Source organism: Pseudomonas sp. HP_14, from assembly GCF_055283875.1.
In genome coordinates this window covers 74,599-94,000 of sequence record NZ_JBTOQI010000041.1, presented here as the reverse complement: position 1 = coordinate 94,000, position 19,402 = coordinate 74,599, and the positions used below count along the sequence as shown (strand labels likewise).

Here is a 19,402-nt window from a genome sequence, read left to right as displayed (position 1 = left end):
CCTCGTTCCATCAGGAGTTATATGCAGCGAGTCGCGCACGATTACGCGTCTGTCAAACAGTACGCCGTGCAACCAGCCTCGCCAGCCACAGGCACAATCCAAACGCAATCAGTGCCATCGCTGTCAGCACATGGATCATCGCGTCGCTGCCCATTTCCGAAATCACATAACCGCACGCAATCGGCGCTACGGCTTGGGCGAGTAATGCCGGGCGTGCCATTCGGCCGGACACAACGGCGTAATCATTTTGATGTACGACCACCAGCGGTAGCGTGCTTTTGACGATAGCGCGCAGGCCGTTACCTGCGCCGTAACAGACCAGCCCCCATGCAACGAGAGCGGGCGCGAAGTCCACCAGCAACAGCCCCAGAGCCGTCATGCCGCTGGAGAGCAGGGCGGTGAACATCGGGGCCTTACGCTTGAACATCAGGTCGATGACCCGACACAACACCTGCGCCGGACCAATCATCGCGGCCAGCGCAATCGCCGAGGCGAGACTGTGCCCGCGGGCTTGCAGCACCGTCAGAATCACAATCGAGAGACAGGTCATCAAGGCTGCGGCAATCGCAAACAATGCGGTCATTGCCCAGTAAATGGACGGCGCGAGCGGAGTACCACTGCCCTGAGTCGTACGCCGGGACCCGGCCATCGGCACATGGGCGTCCAGCGCATAACGATACAAGGGGTAGAGTAAAAACAGGACGACCGTGCCGAACACACCACAGGTCATTCGCCAGCCCATGAGGTGATCCATCAGTGCCAGAAGCGGCCAGATAACGGTGGTACAGAACCCGGAAATCAGTGTGATCCCGACAATGATCGGTCGAGCTTCAAGCCCATAGGTCGCGCCCAGTGACGTGAACAGCGCATCGTAAAGTCCGCTCGCCATGGCGACCCCGATGATCACCCAGGCCAGTAGAAAGACCGGTAGCGAGGGGGCGAGCGCCATCAACCACAGGCCAGCGGCGAGAATCAATCCGTGAGCCGCCAGCACCTTACGCCCGCCGAGGCTCGCAATCAGTCGTCCGCACAGCGGGGACAGCAGGCTGGCGACCAGCAAACCGATGGATGCACCGCCCAACACCCATTGATGTGGCCAGCCCGTGTCAGCCGCAATGGGGTCAGCCAGTACGCCCAGCAGGTAAAACGACCCGCCCCAGGAGAGTATTTGCAGCAACCCGAGCAGGGCGATTTTGCCATTGCCGGGGCGGCGGGGCAGAGCAGCGGTATTCAATCGAAGTCCTTAGCGTCAAGCCGTCAGTGCGCCAGTCACAGTCCGGAATCCTAGCAGCTTCAAAGTGCTCAATGACAGCGGTCAGGCTTCAACGCAGGCTCCACGTCACACCGACATAAACCCCAAGACCTTCACCCGGCGTCGAGCGTGCGGCGTCCAGCCCTCGGTCGTCGTAACCCGGCGTGACGGTCGCAGCGTAGTGTTTGTTGGTCAGGTTGCGCATGTCCACCCAGGTCTGCCAGTCGTTCTTCGCTGCGTTGTAGCCCACAGTTGCGCCGAACAGTGCGTAAGGATCGGCGTAGTAGCTGTTGGCGTAATCCACCGCGGCTTTGGAGACCAGTTGGGTGTTGACCGCCGCGAAGAAGCCTTGCGGCCAGTCGTAGCGCAACTCGCCCTGGTAGTAATGCATGGGCAGACCGGGCAAGCGGTTGTCGCCGAAGCGATCATCGTCCCGGTAGTGGAAATCGCTGAAGGTGTAGGCCTGACGCAAGCTCAGTTCACCCCCTTCATGGGACCACAGCTTGCTCAGCAGGCTGGCCTCCACGCCCTGGTGCACGGTGGGGCTGGCATTGAGTTCGTAGGGGGTAGTCGCATTGGCGTCCGCAAGCACCGAAAGCAGTTCGTGGCGCACTTGCGCGTAGTACCACGCCAGGCTCCATTGGCCGAGCGCGCTTTCCCCACGGCCGCCGATTTCCAGAGTGGTCGCGGTCTGGTTGCGCAGCTCGATCGGGTCGCGTTGTGCACCGGTGGCGACGCCGCTGCCTGCCGGGAACAACTGGTTGGAGCTGTAGATCAATGACCAGGGATGAGGACCCTCCACCGAACGACTGAGGTTGGCAAACACCTGCACGTCCGGCGTCAACTGGTAGCGCATGCCCACACGAGGCGCATAGTCCCAGTCGCTCATGCTGGTCTTGCCACCGTTATCAGGGTAAGTCACGGCGCTCTCGCGGCGGGTATAAATGGCTGCGAGGCCGGTGGTCAGCCACAAATCGTTGGCGATCTCCAGGTCGTTGCCGACGTGCAGAACAGTGTCCGAACCCTGATAGGTAAAGTCGCGAATACGTGTGCCGGGCGCGTAGTTAGCGGTGTTGCCAGTCGGGATGCGGACGAACTCGCTGGCGCCGGAGTTGGGCAGGTGTTTGGTCACGCGCAGGCCCAGTGTGCTGTTGCTCTCCAGACCCCACAGCGTATCGCGACGCTTGTAATCGAACGTGCCACTGACGTCGGTGTAAGCCACTCTCAGGCGGTTCGGCCCTTCGCGCAGGTCCATGGGGTAGTCGTGATAGGCGAGGCCGGTCTGGATGCTCGAATCGTCGTCGATGTACCAGGTAGTTTTGTTGCCGATGAACGTGCTGCCCGGTTGATCGCGGTTGTAGTCCCGCGACTCGTAGGTGGGGTTGGCCGCTCGGGCATTGTGTTCGATGGAGTTTTTGGTCACACGCCCGGCAAGTTCGTTGTCGGTTTCGCGGTGGCGCAGATAGAAGCGAGTTTCCAGGTTCGGGTTGAAGCGATAACCGAAGTTGGCGATTACCCCTTGGCTTTGACTGGCCGTGTGATCCTGATAACCGTCGGAACGTGCATCGGTCATCGCCACGTAGTAGTCGAAGTCCCCCAGCACTTGCCCGGAACTGACCTGACGTTGTTGATAGCCGTGGCTACCTGTCACGTATCGCACCTGTAGCAGCGGGGCATCGTAGCCGGTATGGCTGACGTAATTGATGGCGCCACCCAGCGCCAGGGCTCCCCGGTCGAAGCCGTTGGCCCCGCGCAGCACTTCCACATGGTCGAGCCACAACGGCTCCAGCAATTCATAAGGCGTGCCGCCGGGGCCTGTGAGTGGCAGGCCGTCGAGCATCGCGTAAACCCCGGAGGCATGCGCACCCGGTGCGCGATTGATACCCGAGCCGCGTATTGAAATCTTCACCCCTTCGTTGCCCGCCGACTGAGCATAGACACCCGGCTGATACGCCAGCACATCCTGATTGCTGGCCACGCGGCCCTGCAGAGGGCGACGCAGGTCGATCACATTGGTACCGCCGGGTACCTTGGCAAGGTGTTCTTTCGCGTCTTCGACTGACAGGTCTTCGCCGCTCAGCTCCTGCTCACGTATCAGCACCTGCCCCAACTCCATCTCCTGAGCCTCGGCCAGCGCCGGACAAACAAGGGCCAGGCCCAGTAGCGCGGCGGGCAGAGGTTTCGGCGAAAACATTGGGGGCTCCAGACATAGAAAACAGACAGTGAAACCTGCGACGTATGAAAGAACGAAAGAAGCACACTGCAATTTTGCTTTTTTGCCGGGCGATGTTTTCTGCGTGCCCGGATGCAAAGCGCTACGCATGAATAATGTGAACAGGTTTTACTCTTATGTTGGAGCGAGGCTTGCCCGCGAAGGACTCCACCTCGATCCAACATGGAAATGTCGCCCTCGCGACTTTCGACCACTTGCAACCATTCGTTGAGCCTGTTGCCTACCACTGGCAACGGTTCACTCAGATTTTCAAAGAGGTTGTGGATGCAAGGGATATCGATTTCAGAATTCATCACGCACTGGGAGGCGCTAGGTGTTGATACGCAAGCCGGCTCACCTTGGGAGGTCACGCACCAGTGCGAAAATTTTGTACGCAGGATGCTGGCAAACCTGGGGCCTGATTATGATCGGCAAGGTGAGATCGCCATTCACCAAACCGCTCAGGTAGAAGACGGCGCGGTACTCAAGGGGCCGGTCATCATCGGAGCAAACTGTTTCATTGCCGCAGGTGCCTATTTGCGCGGCGGTGTGTTTCTTGGCAGCGACTGCATTGTCGGTCCCAGCTGCGAACTGAAAAGCAGCTTCATGCTTGATCGCAGCAAGCTCGCCCACTTCAATTTTGTGGGCGATTCACTATTGGGTCAGGACGTGAATATCGAGGCAGGTGCCGTTATTGCGAACTATCGCAACGAGTTTGCGGGGGCGCACATCCGGATCCAGCACGGTGACGCGGTCATCGAAACCGGCGTTGCAAAATTTGGTGCGCTGGTGGGGGACGGTACGAGGATCGGCGCCAATGCTGTGGTGGCGCCGGGTGCTTTGCTTGTGCGAGGCAGTGTTGTGCCAAGGTTGGGGCTTGTTGACCAACACCCGGGTTCATCGTGAATGCGCTGCTTGCCATCAGGTGCCTTGCGCATGTTGAGACCTCCCCATGTGCGGCGCACCTCCAGTGCGCCGTCACACGGAAAGTCGGATGGTCAGCTCATCCAGTTGCCCCCATCGACGTTATAGGTCTGGGCCACGATGTAGTCGCTTTCCTGCGAGGCAAGGAATATCGCCATACCGGTCAGGTCGTCAGCGGTGCCCATACGGCCATAAGGGACCTCCTGACCAACGAGCTTTTTCTTTTCTCCCAGCGGGCGATTCTCATGTTTGGCGAACAGTGCGTCGACGCCGTCCCAATGCTCACCGTCGACGACGCCGGGGGCAATGGCGTTGACGTTGATTCGGTGCTTGATGAGGTTTAGCCCCGCCGATTGTGTGAGGCTTATTACCGCCGCCTTGGTCGCGCAATAGACACCGACCAGTGCTTCACCGCGTCGTCCTGCCTGGCTGGCCATGTTGATGATCTTGCCGCCGGTTCCCTGACTGATCATTTGTCGGGCGGCTGCCTGCAAGGTGAACAGCGTGCCTGCCACGTTGATGGCGAACAGGCGGTCGTAGCTTTCACGGGTTATGTCAGTGATCGGAGCCAGGTCGAACAGCGCCGCGTTGTTGATCAGGATATCCAGCTTTCCGGTTTTTCCGACCACCTCGGTAATTGCGTCATCAATGGACGCTTGCGCAGTGACGTCGATCTTTACTGCGTAGGCCTGTTTGCCTAATTCCTCAGCAGTCGCGCGTGCGCGTTCAAGGTCGATGTCGGCGATGGCAACCGTTGCCCCTTCGCGAATATATGCCTCGGCGAATGCCCGGCCGATGCCTCGTGCAGACCCCGTGATCAGGGCGCTTTTACCTTCAAGTCGTTTCATGTCAATCCATCCTTAAAAAGCACAAAATTCAGGTCATTTCGAGAGCTATACCGTGGATTATTTTTTCGGATAGCCCGCGCGCTTCATCTCCCTGACGGTGACTTTTTGCGCGGCGTCCAGCGCCTGCTCAACCGAGGTCTGCCCGGTCAGTGCGGCGGCGAAAAGCTTGCCCACGGATGTGCCAATGGCCTGGAACTCTGGAATGGTCACGTATTGAATGCCCACGTAAGGCACTGGCTTGGCCGAGGGGTGCGCGGGGTCGGCGTTCTGCATCATTTGCAGCGTGACTTTGGCGAACGGTGCGGCTTGCAGATAAGCCTCGCTATAGGTGGAGGTGCGAGTACCCGGCGGTACATTGGTGATGCCATCCGTCTTCGCGACCAGTTGAATGTATTCTTTGGAGGTCGCCCAGGTAATAAAGGCTTTGGCCGCGTCTTTATGTCGGGAGGTAGCGGGGATCGCCAGCGACCACGCATACAGCCACGAAGAACCCTTGTCAGTTACTTCAACCGGGGCCGGGGCAAAGCCGACGCTGTCCACCACCCGACTTTGTTCTTTATCGGTGGTGAAGGACCCCGCGACGCTCGCATCTACCCAGATCGCGCATTTGCCGCTATTGAACAAGGCCAGCGTTTCGTTGAAGCCGTTGCTTGAAACACCGGGCGGTCCGTAGTTCTTGAGCGTATTGACGTAATAGTTGGCGGCCGCTGTCCACTCGGGCCCTGTCAGTTCAGGTTGCCATTGCTCATCGAACCAGCGCGCGCCGAAGCTGTTGGCCATGGTAGTCAGCAGCGCCATGTTTTCGCCCCAGCCGGATTTACCGCGCAGGCACATGCCGTACTGTTCTTTATCAGGGTGATGAAGTTTTGCTGCAAATTCGCCGAGCTGGGTCCAGGTCGGATGCTCCGGCATGCTCAAACCGGCCTGCTTGAACAGATCAGTGCGGTAATACGTCACTGTGCTTTCGCCATAAAAGGGCAGGGCGTAAAGCGTGTTATCAACTGATAGGCCTTGGCGCACCGAGGGGAAGATATCTTCCAGATCGTAGTCCGCCGGTAAGTCCTTCATGGGTTCGAGCCATTTTTTGGCGCCCCATAGCGGCGTTTCATAAGTGCCGATGGTCAACACGTCAAACTGGCCGCCCTGAGTGGCAATGTCCGTGGTCAGCCGTTGGCGCAGAACGTTTTCTTCCAGCACCACCCAATTGAGTTTGAGGTCGGGGTGCTGTTCTTCAAAGACTTTCGACAGCCGCTGCATGCGGATCATGTCGCTGTTATTGACGGTGGCGATGGTGATGGTTTCGGCAGCCTGACTGGACGCGACAAACGCCAGACCGGCAGACAGCAGGAGTGCTTTCGGGATCACTTGCATGATGCTCTCCACTCCACGCCTGTGGCGCGGAATTCTTATTGTTGTTTTATGCCTTCACTGATCACATCCGGATCAGCAGGAGGTTACGTGCCGATTACAGCAGCTGCCAGAATCCCCGGCAAACGCAATGGGGACGGCGTGTTGATACTTTTTTAACCACGACAGTCGAACCCTCATAGGGTTAAAAAAGTATCAGTCGCCGGTCAGCTAGAGGTGGAGCAGGGGGCGGTGAGGGGCGTATGGTGAGTGTCATCACCAGGCTCACAATGACAATAAAAAGGAGCGGATCATGGCTGAAAGTCTCACCAGCCTTTTTGAGCACTCACCGGCTGAACTGGAGATTATCCTCCCGCAGCCTGAGCAGAGCTTTCGCTGGTATGAACACGATTATCCTTACTCATTGGCGCGGTGGAATCACCATCCGGAGTTTGAAATTCATCTCATTCGTCGCGGCAGCGGCAAACTGGTGGCGGGTGACTATATCGGTGCTTTCGGTGCCGGGCACGTCGCTCTGATCGGTCCTGATTTGCCCCATGACTGGATGGGGGACCTTGCACCGCACGAACATCTGCAGGGGCGCGATGTGGTCCTGCAATTCGACGGCGCATCATTGTTGAAATTGCGCCAGTTGTTGCCCGAACTCGGCCATTTACAGTCCCTGTTCGAGCGGGCCAGACGGGGCATTGAGTTCGCTGGCGGGACGGCCATCGAAGCCGCGCGGTTACTCGAAGCCATTGGACCTGCGCAGGGGTTACAGCGCCTGGTGTTGTTTCTGCAACTGCTGGGCGTGCTGCTCAATGCGCCACCGACCGATGCCAGGCTTCTGGCCAGCGCGTGTTATGCGCCCACCCTGGATGCAAAAAGTGCCGAGCGTATTCACAAAGCCTTTGAATACTTGCAGGCCGAACTGGCGGGCGATATCCGGGTTTCAGTCATTGCTGACCGCTTGCACATGAGCGAGCCGGGGTTTTCACGCTTTTTCAAACGCGTTACGGGCCATGGCTTCATCGACCTGATGCGCAAGCTCAGAATTCAGCGAGCCTGCCGATTGCTGGTGCAGACGCCAATGTCAGTGGCCGATATCTGCTTCGAAGTGGGTTACAGCAACCTGTCCAATTTCAACCGGCATTTTCGTTATGAGATGCAGCTCACGCCCAGTGAATACCGCCGCGATCCGGCGGTGACGCTGTTCAATCTGCACAAGGCTCAGCCTCCGGTGGCTTCAATAGCTTGAAGTTGACTAAGGTTCTCCTCAGCAAGTGCAGCCCGCTTGTCTCTGACACTGTCGTGAAGTAAATATTGGACCTGTAGGAACGCACGAGCACAGCGAGACCGCGATAGCGTTCTATCAGACATTACGCCATGGCCGCCGCGCAGTAATCGTGAGCTACAGGGCCGGTTGCTGCGCAACAGGATCTGAATCTTAAGGCCCGATTGGCATCCCTTTGCATTTGTTTCAGGAGTATCTTGCAAGGCGAGCCAACTCAACGCCGAAGTCATCAACCCATTTCTGGAGCACGCATGAGCGCTATCGAATACCGCAACCTTGGCCGCAACGGTGTCAAGGTCTCGCCACTTACCCTGGGCACCATGATGTTTGGTGAGCAGACCGATGATGCGGTCGCAAAGCGCATTGTCGACAAGGCATTTGAACAGGGCATCAACTTCATCGACACCGCCAATAACTACAACGGCGGCGTGTCCGAGGAAGTGGTGGGCCGGTTGATCGCCGAGCGTCGTTCGCACTGGGTCCTGGCTACCAAGTTCGGTAACCCTAATCCCGGTGGCCGGGCACCTAATGATCGTGGCGCTTCGCGGCCCAGCATTATTCAGTCTGTGGAATCGAGCCTCAAGCGTTTGAACACCGATTACATCGACCTGCTTTATCTGCATCGCGAAGACGACAGCGTGCCGGTGGAGGAAACCCTGCGTACGCTGTCGGACCTGATCCGTGCGGGCAAGATCCGCTCTTATGGTTTGTCCAATCATCGTGGCTGGAAACTCGCGGAGTTCAGCCGTACTGCCGATCTGATGGGCATTGAACGTCCAGCCGCCAGCCAGCCGTTGTACAACCTGGCTAACCGTCAGATTGAAGTTGAACACTTGCCTGCTGCCGAGTACTACGGGATCGGTGTGGTGTCCTACAGCCCGCTGGCCCGTGGGGTTCTGACCGCCAAGTACGATCCAGATCTGCCACCGGCCGAAGGTACCCGTGCGGGGCGCAATGACCCGCGCTTGCAACAGACGGAATGGCGTGCCGAATCGTTGAATCTGGCGCAACGGGTCAAGGACCACGCCGAGGCACGGGGCATCACGCCGGGGCAATTCGCGCTCGCCTGGGTGTTGAATAACAAACTGGTCACGTCTGCCATTGCCGGTCCTCGCACGGAAGAGCAGTGGAACGATTATGAGCCTGCGCTGAACTACGCGTTCACGGCCGAAGACGAGGCGTTCGTGAATGAACTGGTGGTCACCGGGCATTCGTCGACCCCGGGCTATAACGACCCGAGCCATCCGTTTCTCGGGCGTCAATCGCGGGTTTGACAATGGTTTTTTAGGGCCTGTATGGGTTTTCTATGCCACCCCGAAATGGATTTGAAACGCAGATCTGGTAGGAGCCAACTTGTTGGCGAGGCGGAGTTTTTGACGATGCAGGTCCGACGTCTCGCCAACAAGTTGGCTCCTACCTGACCACCCGTACGCTTCGCGACAGCGCTGTAGCATGGACACAGCGCTACGTCCTATCGATCGTATGTCCCTGCCTGACGCCTTCTTTCCTTGAAAATTCCAGTTGTAACGCACTGTTTGCAGGCCTCGCCCTTGCGCCCGGCATAAAGCGCCGGTATACAGCGCCCACAAAGGAGCTTTCATGGTTATTTCTTATCGAACGTCTGAGTCACCTGCGCCGAGGTTTTCGCCAAATCTGTTGAGAATTGGTGTGTTGATGGCCTGTGGCGTGGGCACTGGTTGGCTGGCGGATGCGGCGTGGGCAGAAAACGGCACAGCCGCAAATAGCGGCGTGCTGCTGGACGCGATCACGGTCAGCGGCGAGCAAGACGCTGGCTATCAGGCCAGTGAGGCTGCGGTCGGTGGTTTTGGTCAAGCGCCCTTGCTGGATACACCTGCGTCCATTGCGGTGATCACCGAGCAGCGACTCAAGGATCAGCAGGCGCGTCTGCTGAGTGAAGTGCTGCGCAACGATGCTTCGGTGGGCGAGAGCTATGCGCCAGTGGGTTACTACGAGAACTTTGTGGTGCGCGGTTTTGCCCTTAATTCGGCCAGCAGCTACAAGATCAACGGCCGGACCATCACCGGCGAGCAGAACGTCGCGTTGGAAAACAAGCAGCAGGTTGAGTTGCTCAAGGGGCTGGCAGGTTTGCAAAGCGGGGTGTCCGAGCCCGGTGGTCTGGTCAACTATGTCAGCAAGCGTCCGGAAAATGTACGTTCGGTCACGGTGTCCACCAACGAACAGGGCGAGCGCTATCTGGCGACCGATCTGGGCGGCTGGTTCGGCAGCGAGCAGCAGTTGGGTATTCGTACCAACCTCGCCCATGAAGACATTCGCTCCTATGCTGATCACGCCGACGGCAAACGTGACTTTGCTTCGCTGGCGGTCGACTGGAACATCAGCCCCGACAGCCTGCTGCAACTGAATGCCGAGTATCAGAACCGCGAACAGCGCTCCGTACCGGGTTACCAGTTACTGGGCGGCACCACGGTGCCCCACAATCCGGACCCCAAAGACCTGTTGGGTTACCAGAGCTGGTCCAATCCGGTGGGCATTCAGTCGCTGAATCTTGACGGGCTTTATGAGTACCGCTTCAACGACTCATGGAAAGCCAGCCTCAGCGCCTCGCGCAGCCGTGTGGTGATCGATGACTACAGCACCTTTGCCTGGGGCTGCTATGGCTCGGCCAGTTGCTCGGGGATTGATGTGGCGAATTACTTCAGCCCTGAAGGTGAGTACGATATTTCGGACTATCGCAGCCCTGACGATACCCGCCGCAACGACGAGGCGCAGGCCGCTATCAGCGGGCAGTTCGACACCGGTGTACTCAAGCATGACCTGACGTTTGGGACCACGGCGTTCCGTCGTCTGGTGGATCGTCGCGCGTCGTTTAACAAATTTATTGGCACGGGCACCATCGGCAGCACTCCCGACACATTCGAGCCCGCGCCTGGCGAACTCGGTCACACCTACCGCCGCCTGGACAGTCGTCAATATGGACTGTTCGCCACCGACAGAATCAGCTTCAACGAGCAGTGGCAAACGGTGCTGGGCGGTCGGCAAATTCGCCTTGATGAAGAAAGCTACGACAGCACAGGCGCCACCACCCGGCACACCCAGCGCGCAGAGTTTCTGCCTCAGGCTGCGCTGATCTACAAACCACGCCCGGACACGTCGCTGTACATCAGCTACAGCAAAGGATTATCGCTGGGAGGCGAAGCGTCCTGGTTCAGCAGCAACGCCGATGAGATTCTGCCGCCGACCACCTCAAAGCAGATCGAACTGGGTGCCAAGCACGACTGGCAAAATCTGAGCCTGACTGCCGCGCTGTTCCAGATCACACAGGACTACCAGTACAACCGTCCCAACGACGATGGGACCCTGACCTACGTTCAGCAAGGCAAGCAGAAAAATACCGGCCTTGAACTGTCAGCCAATGGTCGTGTGACGTCGAATCTGCAAGTATCGGCCAGCGTCGCCGCGATTCGGGCGCGTGTCACTGGGAGTGGCACCGAGGCCTACGACGGTCATCAGGCAATCAACGTTCCCAAGCTCCGTGCCGCGCTGCACGGTGACTACAGCATTCCCGGCTTCAACGGTCTGGCATTGCTGGGTGGCGTGCAGTACAGCGGCAGCAAGTACGCCAACCGCCAGGGCAGCGTGAGGGTTGATGACTACGCGGTATTTGATATGGGCGGACGCTACAGCACCAGGGTCGAGGGCTATGACACGGTCTTGCGACTGACCGTGGATAACCTGTTCGATAAACGTTACTGGCGTGATGTAGGCGAGTCTGCGGGCGATGGTTATCTATTCCCGGGCGCGCCACGGACTGCGCGGTTGTCAGCCACTGTGAATTTCTGAGGTCAGGCATGAGCAAGTTTTTTATAAGTGGCACGCTGTTGGTATGCGCTGCACTCGTTGGGTGTCAGCAACGGCCTCCGGCCAATGATCAACTGGACGCCGTGCTGTGGACGCAAACGTCTATCGAGCACGAATTGATTTATCGGCAGGTGTTCGACAGCGCCACCCGGCAACTGGATGTCGCGCTGGCTGACCCGAAATGGGACGCCTTGGCGCAACCACCACGTGACCTGACTGGCCTGCCGCCCGCGGTGATCGTCGATATCGACGAAACCTTGCTCGATAACATCCCGCTCAATGCCCGTGATATTCGCAACGACGAGATCTATTCCTACGACCGCTGGAATGTGTGGGTTGACGAGGCCAAAGCCCAGGCGCTACCGGGCGCAGTGGGCTTCCTTCAAGCCGCTACCCAACGCGGCGTGAAGGTGTATTACCTGACCAACCGTGAGCATTCGCAAGTAGCGGCGACAGTGAAAAACCTTCGCCTGCGAGGCTTTCCGGTGAGCGATTCGCAGCAGGTATTGGCTGCTGCAACCCCCACGGGGGGCTGTGAAAAAGACGGATACGGTAAAACCTGTCGCCGCCAATGGGTCGCCAGTCACGCACGGGTACTGATGCTGGTGGGGGATTCGTTTGGCGATTTCGTTCAGGCCGGGGGCAATAACCTTGCGGCACAACGCAAGGCGGCCGAGCCTTATCTTTCCTGGTTGGGGCAACGCTGGTTCCTGTTGCCCAATCCGACTTATGGCAAATGGTACAGCGCACCTTATGGCGATCAGGAAGACCTGCCCATGACGCGTAAACGCGAGCTCAAACAACAGGCGCTGGATCTCCAGCAATAACTTCACAGCCAAGGCTGTCCAGGCTGGCGCCCGGCGCCAGTGGACCGAGGGGCAAACCATGTCAACGCTGGAAATCATTGCGGTGGTCATCAACATCATCGGCGTGTGGCTCACCACCCAGCGTATTCGCTGGTGCTGGCCAGTGAGTGTGGTGGCGGTGTTGCTGTATGCGTGGATTTTTTACGACGCAAAGCTTTATTCGGACATGTTGCTGCAGGTGATTTTTGCCTTCCTTCAAGGCTACGGCTGGTGGTGCTGGAGTCAGGGTGGGCTGGACGATGGCAAGGTGCATGTGGCACGTCTGCCGCTGAACACAGCTGTGTTGAACCTGATCGTCGGAGCGCTGGCAGCCGTGCTTCTCGGAGGGCTGATGGCGCACTTTACCGACGCGGTCGTTCCGTGGCTGGACGCTTCGCTGACAGCCTTCAGCCTGGTCGCCAGCGTCTGGGCTGCCCGCAAGTACGTGGCCAGTTGGTGGTTATGGATCGTCCTCGACTGCGTGTATGTCGGCATGTACCTGCATCGTGATCTGGACCTGACTGCCGGTTTATATGCAGGTTTCGTGGTGCTGGCGTTCTACGGCTACCGCGCCTGGCGGCGGGATTTGTTGAGTCAGGAATCCCGGCGCGGTGAATTGGGCGCCGGGGCTTGAGCCAGCAAATCGCTGAGTTGACCCAAATCTGTAGGAGGTCACTGAGGTTACGAGGCCAGCGGTGGCGGTCTGTCTGATACACCGCTATCGCGGCCACGCGGTGCTCGTGCGCTCCCACACGTCCTCTGTCGCGGCCGAGTCAGCGGTAACCTGTGTGATGCGCTGCGCCCATTGATCGTCTAGCATGCGGTCCTGAAAACAATGAGCGCATCCATGCAGAAGTTGCTGAACGAGATACTCGACGAAGTACGTCCTTTGATTGGAATGGGCAAGGTCGCCAACTACATTCCGGCGTTGGGCGAGGTGCCTGCTAATCAATTGGGTATTGCCGTATATGGCAACGACGGTGAGCTGTATTGCGCAGGTGATGCCGAGACGCGCTTTTCGATCCAGAGTATCTCCAAGGTCTTCAGCCTGGTTCAAGCCATTGGCCACTCAGGTGAGGACATCTGGCAGCGCCTGGGGCACGAGCCGTCGGGCCAGCCATTCAATTCGCTGGTGCAACTGGAGTTCGAACGAGGCAAACCACGCAACCCGTTCATCAATGCCGGGGCCTTGGTGATCTGCGATATCAACCAGTCGCGCTTCGCCGCTCCAGCGCTGTCCATGCGTGATTTTGTGCGACGTCTGTGCGGTAACCCCGAGATTATTTCCGACTCTAAAGTCGCCGAATCCGAATACCAGCACCGTTCACGCAACGCAGCAGCTGCCTATCTGATGAAATCCTTCGACAACTTCCATGGTGAGGTGGAAGCGGTACTGCGCAGTTACTTCCATCACTGCGCCTTGAGCATGAGTTGTGTCGATCTGGCGCGTGCCTTTGGCTTCCTCGCCAATCAGGGATATTGCGTGCACAGCGGTGAGCAAATCCTCAGTGCGCGGCAGACCAAGCAACTCAATTCGATCATGGCCACCAGCGGGCTTTACGACGAGGCAGGCAACTTTGCCTATCGAGTCGGTTTGCCCGGCAAGAGCGGGGTAGGTGGAGGCATCGTGGCAGTAGTGCCGGGGCGTTTTACGGTGTGCGTCTGGTCGCCTGAGCTCAATGCCGCGGGCAACTCTCTTGCGGGCATGGCGGCACTGGAAAAGCTCAGCTCGCGTATTGAATGGTCGGTGTTCTGACCGCCCCTTCATGGGAATACGGTAAATCTCCGAGCATTCGCGCTTCTGCGTGGGTCTATTGAGTTCGAAACAGTCGCCATCAGGCTGATTCCAATTTCAGTAGCCCCAGGGGACGCATGCTTTTGAATCGATCAATGCTGCCGGTTTTCGGGTTTTCGCTCCGTGTTCCAGGCGTATTCAAGCCACTCGTGATCGCGCTCGGCGGCCTGTTGCTCGCGGCGTGCGGCACACAACGCAGCCAGCAGGCACCTGAGCTGACACCGGGCCAGATACGTGCGCAGATCGTGCGTCTGATGCCCGCCAAAACCCCTGACCGGGAGGGCTGGGCTGCGGATATCCAGACCGCTTTTACAGCCCAGGAATTGGAACCCAGCACGGAAAACCTGTGTTCTGTATTGGCGGTCACCGAGCAGGAGTCCACTTATCAAGTTGATCCGGCTGTACCCGGAATGGCGAGAATCGCTCGTGGTGAAATAGATCGTCGTGCCGCCCGCTTGCATATCCCTCAGGTGCTCATCAACCGTGCCTTGAAGATTCGTTCGCCCAACGGCAAAACCTACGCTGCGCGGCTGGAAGCGGCGCGTACCGAGAAGGACCTGAGCGCTCTCTTTGATGATTTCATTGGCATGGTCCCGATGGGGCAGACCCTGTTCGGCAGCCTGAACCCGGTGCACACTGGCGGGCCGATGCAAGTCAGCATCGCCTTCGCCGAGAAACAGGCCAAGGGTTATCCCTATCCGGTTGATGGGACGATACGCCGTGAAGTATTCACTCGACGTGGCGGCATGTATTTCGGGATCGCCCATTTGCTCGGCTACCCGGCTGATTACCCGCAGTCTCTCTACCGTTTCGCCGATTTCAACGCCGGCTGGTACGCCAGTCGCAATGCCGCCTTCCAGAGCGCTGTCAGCCGCGCCACGGGTATCAAACTGGCGCTGGACGGTGACCTGATCCGCTACGATTCGACGTCTCCGGGCGCCACCGAGCTGGCGATTCGCACGTTGGGCAAGCGTCTGGACATGAGCAATTCGGCTATTTTCAGCCAGCTCAAACAAGGAGACACGCTGGAATTTCAGGAGACTGAAGTGTACGAGCGGGTATTCAGGCTTGCCGATCAGACAGCAGGCAAGCCGTTGCCCCGGGCGATCCTGCCGGGCATCACGCTGCAAAGCCCGAAGATCACCCGTGACCTGACAACCGCCTGGTTTGCCGAGCGTGTCGATGATCGACGTGAACGGTGCGTGCAGCGGGCAGGGCGCTAGGGGAGTTCTTGCCAACTGACGTCGGTCAGCCCCGCACGCTGCGCGTGATGCTTGAGCAGGACGATCTCCTCGGGAGGTGGCGACAGATTGTGCAACACGCCAATACCCGCGTGCAGGCAGGCGTAGTACCAGGCATCGGTGTCGGTCATTTGTGAGTCAGCTTGTACGAACAGTTTCAGTTGCCCGTGGATCCAGTAGCGGATCTCGAAATGTCGGCTAATTGCCATAGGGCGCTCCAAGGTTTGGTAGCGTTATGACATTAGTGGCCTTCTGATGGTTCAGTCGTTTTTGTTGCTTAACCTTTCGAGCGTTAATGTGTCCTGGCGGCCATCGAAGAACGTATCGAGGACGCGTTGAAAAACTTTGCGCTCAGGCGCTGCGGCAGCGAAAAGAGTCATGCTGGACTGCAGTTTTATATTGTCCGGCGAGCCGAATATCTGTCGTGCGGTCCATTGGGTGTGGGGTTCGATGAGCGTCGCGCATTGTTCGAGACGCGGTCCCAGAATCGGGTGGGCAAGGTAGGCCCGGGCTTCGTCCAGGCAAGTGATCGCAAAACGGCGCGCCATCTCGCTACGACCCAGGCCAATGATCTGCGGGAAAACGAACCACATCCAGTGGCTGTGTTTGCGACCAGCGCTCAGCTCTTCGAGCACTTTTGCGAACACCGGGTCTTGTGCGTCGACGAACCGCTGTAAATCGTAGGTGTCTTCCATGTTGCACGTCCTCAGAGCTTATGATGTGAGCTTAGCCGTTAACATGTTCAGTACCTGGAGCGATGTACCTGAAATCACGCTGTTGCGCAGCAAAAACAGGATCTGTAGGAGCTGCCGAAGGCTGCGATCGCGATCTGTCAGGATAAATGCTTCGCAGCCTTAGGCCGCTCCTACAGGAGATACATTTCAATCCAGTAGTTTGTATGTGGTTTGGTGCTCGTGAGCTCCAAATGTCACCGCCAGCAAGTTTTCATTTCAGCCTTTCAGAGTCTCCCCACGCATGCCTGTTGTCAGTCGTTTCACCGCTTTTCTCGATCAAGCGCGTCGTGCCATGGGCTTGGTCTGGACCACCTCCCGTGGTCTGTCTCTGGGCCTGATCGTTGCCACACTGATGGCCGGTATTTTGCCTGCGCTGGCCGCCTGGCTGGGTCAGCGTATCGTCGATGCCGTGGTCGCCGCCATGCAATTGCACGCGGCCGCTGGCGAGGCGCCATTGTGGCCGGTGTTGCGTTATGTGTTGATGGAGGCCGGGGTGTTGGCGTTGCTGGCCGGAACTCAGCGCGCATTGTCCGTGCAGCAATCGCTGTTGCGGGTGCAGTTGGGCCAGAAGGTCAACACACTGATTCTTGAGAAAGCCCAGACCCTGTCACTGATCCAGTTCGAGGATTCCGAGTTCTACGACAAGCTGGTGCGGGTTCGTCGAGAGGCCTCGACCCGGCCGCTTGCACTGGTGACCAAATCCCTCGGGCTGATCCAGAACCTGATTTCGCTGATCAGCTTTGGCATTCTGCTGGTGCACTTTTCGCCGTGGGCGCTGTTGATTCTGGTGATCGGTGCGCTGCCGGTATTCTTCGCCGAGGCGCATTTCTCTGGTGATGCGTTTCGACTGTTCACCCGACGCGCTCCGGAAAGCCGTCAGCAGAATTACATCGAGACGCTGCTTTCTCATGAAACCTATATCAAGGAGGTCAAGCTGTTCGGTTTTGGCCCCTTGTTGATGCAGCGTTATCGCGACACCTTCCAGCGGCTGTACGCCGAAGACCGCAAGCTCACCCTGCGTCGCGATGGCTGGGGCTTTCTGCTGGGGCTGTTGGGCACCAGCGCGTTCTATCTGGCCTACGCCTGGATCGTGATCGACGCGGTGCACGGCAAGATCACCCTGGGGCAGATGACCATGTATCTGGTGTTGTTCAAACAGGGACAAAGCGCAGTCAGCAGCAGCCTCAGCGCAATCAGCGGACTGTACGAAGACGGTTTGTACCTCGCCGATCTGTACGAATACCTTGGGCAACCCGTGCCGGTGGAAACCGGTCATGTGACCGCAGGTATATCGCCTGGCGATGGCTTGCGGTTTGAAGGTGTCAGTTTCAGTTATCCGGGCTCCAGTCACGTAACGCTTGAGAACATCGACCTGCATTTGATGCCCGGTCGCAGCGTAGCGTTGGTTGGCGAAAACGGCTCCGGCAAGACGACGCTGATCAAGTTGCTGACCCGTCTGTATCGGCCCAATCAGGGGCGCATCCTGCTCGACGGCAGTGACCTCAATGACTGGAACGAAGATGCGTTGCGACGACGCATCGGGGTCATCTTCCAGGACTACATTCGCTACCAGTTCGTGGTTGGCGAAAACCTGGGTGTTGGCGATATCGATGCGTTTGGCGAAGAGAATCGTTGGCGCGAGGCGGCCAGCCAAGGCATGGCAGCGGAGTTTATCGAGCAGCTGGACAAAGGCTATGCCACGCAACTGGGCAGGTGGTTTGCAGGCGGGCAGGAGCTGTCAGGCGGGCAGTGGCAGAAGATCGCCTTGTCCCGGGCTTACATGCGCCGTAACGCAGACATTCTGATTCTGGACGAGCCGACCGCTGCACTGGATGCCGGGGCGGAGGCAGCGGTATTTGATCACTTCCGCGAGTACGCCAAGGGGCGCATGACGCTGCTGATTTCCCATCGTTTTTCGAGTGTGCGTAACGCGGACCATATCGTGGTGCTGGATAAGGGCAGGGTGCTGGAGCGGGGCGATCACGCCAGCCTGGTGGCTGCGGGTGGCCGCTATGCCGAGCTGTTTGATTTGCAGGCGCGGGGGTATCGGTAGGAGACTGACCACCCTCTATCGCAGTGGGAGCAGAGCTTGCTCGCGATAAGGCTGGACGCGATCTAAATTGGACCGCGTCCTGCCTTATCGCGAGCAAGCTCTGCTCCCACAAAGGTCTCAGCTAGCAGGTAGAAAAAGAATCTGCCACACACTCAGCCTAGGGAATCCAACCATTACGGCAAAGGATCAAACTTCAGCGCACTCAAGCTTTGCACTTTGTCTTCGCGGACCATTTTGTATTCGGTGTTCGGGCCGATCCAGCGTTCCCAAATGGCGTCGATCTCGCCAGCATCGTCCATGGCTTTCAGCGATTCGTTGACCTTGGCGAGGAAGGCTGGCTCATCCTTGCGCATGCCTGCACCAATCGGCTCAAGGGCCATCGGTTCTTTGGCAATGGCCAGTTCAATGCCGGACGCCTTGGCCTGATTGACCAGTTTGATGGCAGTCATGGTGTTGGTGACCAGGCCCAGAACCTTGTTCTGCTGCAACGCCATGTAGGCCGAGCCGGTGTCCTGGAAGGTCACTGGAATGGCCTCGGCGATACGGATCGATTGTTCAGAAGTCGAGCCCTTGGTAGAGCTGATGCGCTTGCCTTTGAAGAACGCCTTGTCCTTGTCGGCGTTGACCGCGTGAACCACCAGGGTTTCCTTGGCGATGTAGTACGGGTCGCTGAACTGGATCTGGTCGGCGCGGGTTTTGGTGTACGCCAGGTTGGCGAACAGCACGTCGACGCGGCCCATTTTTACTTCGGGAACCCGTGCTTCAACCGACATCGGCTTGAGCTCCAGCTTGACGCCCAGCTTCTTTGCCAGCGCCGTACAAAGGTCCACGTCCATGCCTACCAGTTCACGGGTTTTCGGGTCCGGCGCGGAGAACGGCGGGACATCGGCATACACACCGCAGCTCAACGACTGTTTGGCCATGATGTCGCTCAGTTGATCGGCGTGGGCGACGGTGACTGCCAAAGGACTCAAAGCTACAGCGGCGAACAGATGCTTGATACGCATGGGAAACTCC

Annotated in this window: 16 protein-coding genes; 9 read left to right on the top strand and 7 right to left on the bottom strand. The window is 58.3% G+C overall.

All coding sequences use genetic code 11. The features are described from left to right. Positions 1–52 precede the first annotated feature (52 nt). Both ACYASS_RS19575 and ACYASS_RS19570 read right to left on the bottom strand, forming a co-directional pair. On the bottom strand, positions 53–1,234 hold the full coding sequence (locus ACYASS_RS19575; protein ID WP_463587342.1) for an MFS transporter: 1,182 nt from the start codon (positions 1,232–1,234) through the stop codon (positions 53–55). Positions 1,235–1,322: 88 nt separating this feature from the next. Next, positions 1,323–3,446 (bottom strand): TonB-dependent receptor family protein, encoded by a 2,124-nt coding sequence (locus ACYASS_RS19570; RefSeq protein WP_463587341.1) that lies wholly within the window; start codon positions 3,444–3,446, stop codon positions 1,323–1,325. Between the two features lie 303 nt (positions 3,447–3,749). On the opposite strand from ACYASS_RS19570, the gene ACYASS_RS19565 reads away from it, so the two are divergent. Further along, positions 3,750–4,370, top strand: a complete 621-nt coding sequence (locus ACYASS_RS19565; RefSeq protein ID WP_463587493.1) for a DapH/DapD/GlmU-related protein — start codon at positions 3,750–3,752, stop codon at positions 4,368–4,370. A gap of 92 nt (positions 4,371–4,462) precedes the next feature. Here the strand turns inward: ACYASS_RS19565 and ACYASS_RS19560 are convergent, their stop codons facing one another. Next, on the bottom strand, positions 4,463–5,236 hold the full coding sequence (locus ACYASS_RS19560) for an L-iditol 2-dehydrogenase (protein WP_463587340.1): 774 nt from the start codon (positions 5,234–5,236) through the stop codon (positions 4,463–4,465). Between the two features lie 57 nt (positions 5,237–5,293). Further along, positions 5,294–6,607: an ABC transporter substrate-binding protein gene (locus ACYASS_RS19555; protein ID WP_463587339.1), complete on the bottom strand. Its 1,314-nt coding sequence runs from the start codon at positions 6,605–6,607 to the stop codon at positions 5,294–5,296. Between the two features lie 289 nt (positions 6,608–6,896). Between ACYASS_RS19555 and ACYASS_RS19550 the strand changes: the two genes are divergently transcribed. The 7 genes from ACYASS_RS19550 to ACYASS_RS19520 all read left to right on the top strand — a co-directional run bounded on the left by ACYASS_RS19550 (position 6,897) and on the right by ACYASS_RS19520 (position 15,580). Then, positions 6,897–7,841: a cupin domain-containing protein gene (locus tag ACYASS_RS19550; RefSeq protein WP_463587338.1), complete on the top strand. Its 945-nt coding sequence runs from the start codon at positions 6,897–6,899 to the stop codon at positions 7,839–7,841. Positions 7,842–8,128: 287 nt separating this feature from the next. Further along, the gene (locus ACYASS_RS19545) at positions 8,129–9,151 is read left to right on the top strand and encodes an aldo/keto reductase (protein ID WP_463587337.1); all 1,023 of its coding nucleotides are present in this window, start codon (positions 8,129–8,131) and stop codon (positions 9,149–9,151) included. Between the two features lie 325 nt (positions 9,152–9,476). After that, positions 9,477–11,699 carry a TonB-dependent siderophore receptor gene (locus ACYASS_RS19540; protein WP_463587336.1) on the top strand — a complete coding sequence of 741 codons (2,223 nt, stop codon included), beginning with the start codon at positions 9,477–9,479 and terminating at the stop codon, positions 11,697–11,699. Between the two features lie 8 nt (positions 11,700–11,707). Next, positions 11,708–12,544, top strand: coding sequence for a 5'-nucleotidase, lipoprotein e(P4) family (locus ACYASS_RS19535; RefSeq protein WP_463587335.1), 837 nt, complete (start codon positions 11,708–11,710; stop codon positions 12,542–12,544). Positions 12,545–12,602: 58 nt separating this feature from the next. Next, positions 12,603–13,196: a nicotinamide riboside transporter PnuC gene (gene pnuC / locus ACYASS_RS19530; RefSeq protein WP_243247352.1), complete on the top strand. Its 594-nt coding sequence runs from the start codon at positions 12,603–12,605 to the stop codon at positions 13,194–13,196. 213 nt (positions 13,197–13,409) lie between these two features. Beyond that, positions 13,410–14,318: a glutaminase B gene (gene glsB, locus ACYASS_RS19525; RefSeq protein ID WP_122661880.1), complete on the top strand. Its 909-nt coding sequence runs from the start codon at positions 13,410–13,412 to the stop codon at positions 14,316–14,318. 116 nt (positions 14,319–14,434) lie between these two features. Next, on the top strand, positions 14,435–15,580 hold the full coding sequence (locus ACYASS_RS19520; RefSeq protein WP_463587334.1) for a DUF1615 domain-containing protein: 1,146 nt from the start codon (positions 14,435–14,437) through the stop codon (positions 15,578–15,580). On the opposite strand, the gene ACYASS_RS19515 is transcribed toward ACYASS_RS19520, so the two are convergent. Both ACYASS_RS19515 and ACYASS_RS19510 read right to left on the bottom strand, forming a co-directional pair. Beyond that, positions 15,577–15,807 (bottom strand): DUF6555 family protein, encoded by a 231-nt coding sequence (locus tag ACYASS_RS19515; protein WP_463587333.1) that lies wholly within the window; start codon positions 15,805–15,807, stop codon positions 15,577–15,579. The genes ACYASS_RS19520 and ACYASS_RS19515 overlap by 4 nt on opposite strands. Positions 15,808–15,858: 51 nt before the next feature. After that, on the bottom strand, positions 15,859–16,293 hold the full coding sequence (locus ACYASS_RS19510; protein WP_463587332.1) for a DUF1810 domain-containing protein: 435 nt from the start codon (positions 16,291–16,293) through the stop codon (positions 15,859–15,861). A gap of 280 nt (positions 16,294–16,573) precedes the next feature. Between ACYASS_RS19510 and ACYASS_RS19505 the strand changes: the two genes are divergently transcribed. Beyond that, complete coding sequence (locus tag ACYASS_RS19505; RefSeq protein WP_463587331.1) at positions 16,574–18,385, top strand: ABC transporter ATP-binding protein; 1,812 nt, start codon at positions 16,574–16,576, stop codon at positions 18,383–18,385. Between the two features lie 173 nt (positions 18,386–18,558). On the opposite strand, the gene ACYASS_RS19500 is transcribed toward ACYASS_RS19505, so the two are convergent. Further along, the gene (locus tag ACYASS_RS19500; RefSeq protein WP_463587330.1) at positions 18,559–19,392 is read right to left on the bottom strand and encodes an ABC transporter substrate-binding protein; all 834 of its coding nucleotides are present in this window, start codon (positions 19,390–19,392) and stop codon (positions 18,559–18,561) included. Between the last annotated feature and the right edge of the window lie 10 nt (positions 19,393–19,402).

Excerpts from the sequence above, each read along its gene's own strand:
- ACYASS_RS19550 (WP_463587338.1), top strand. The coding sequence starts at position 6,897 with ATGGCTGAAAGTCTCACCAGCCTTTTTGAGCACTCACCGGCTGAACTG.
- ACYASS_RS19510 (WP_463587332.1), bottom strand. The coding sequence starts at position 16,293 with ATGGAAGACACCTACGATTTACAGCGGTTCGTCGACGCACAAGACCCG.
- ACYASS_RS19560 (WP_463587340.1), bottom strand. The coding sequence starts at position 5,236 with ATGAAACGACTTGAAGGTAAAAGCGCCCTGATCACGGGGTCTGCACGA.
- pnuC (WP_243247352.1), top strand. The coding sequence starts at position 12,603 with ATGTCAACGCTGGAAATCATTGCGGTGGTCATCAACATCATCGGCGTG.
- ACYASS_RS19555 (WP_463587339.1), bottom strand. The coding sequence starts at position 6,607 with ATGCAAGTGATCCCGAAAGCACTCCTGCTGTCTGCCGGTCTGGCGTTT.
- ACYASS_RS19545 (WP_463587337.1), top strand. The coding sequence starts at position 8,129 with ATGAGCGCTATCGAATACCGCAACCTTGGCCGCAACGGTGTCAAGGTC.
- ACYASS_RS19500 (WP_463587330.1), bottom strand. The coding sequence starts at position 19,392 with ATGCGTATCAAGCATCTGTTCGCCGCTGTAGCTTTGAGTCCTTTGGCA.
- ACYASS_RS19540 (WP_463587336.1), top strand. The coding sequence starts at position 9,477 with ATGGTTATTTCTTATCGAACGTCTGAGTCACCTGCGCCGAGGTTTTCG.
- ACYASS_RS19520 (WP_463587334.1), top strand. The coding sequence starts at position 14,435 with ATGCTTTTGAATCGATCAATGCTGCCGGTTTTCGGGTTTTCGCTCCGT.
- ACYASS_RS19535 (WP_463587335.1), top strand. The coding sequence starts at position 11,708 with ATGAGCAAGTTTTTTATAAGTGGCACGCTGTTGGTATGCGCTGCACTC.
- ACYASS_RS19505 (WP_463587331.1), top strand. The coding sequence starts at position 16,574 with ATGCCTGTTGTCAGTCGTTTCACCGCTTTTCTCGATCAAGCGCGTCGT.
- ACYASS_RS19515 (WP_463587333.1), bottom strand. The coding sequence starts at position 15,807 with ATGGCAATTAGCCGACATTTCGAGATCCGCTACTGGATCCACGGGCAA.
- ACYASS_RS19565 (WP_463587493.1), top strand. The coding sequence starts at position 3,750 with ATGCAAGGGATATCGATTTCAGAATTCATCACGCACTGGGAGGCGCTA.
- ACYASS_RS19570 (WP_463587341.1), bottom strand. The coding sequence starts at position 3,446 with ATGTTTTCGCCGAAACCTCTGCCCGCCGCGCTACTGGGCCTGGCCCTT.
- glsB (WP_122661880.1), top strand. The coding sequence starts at position 13,410 with ATGCAGAAGTTGCTGAACGAGATACTCGACGAAGTACGTCCTTTGATT.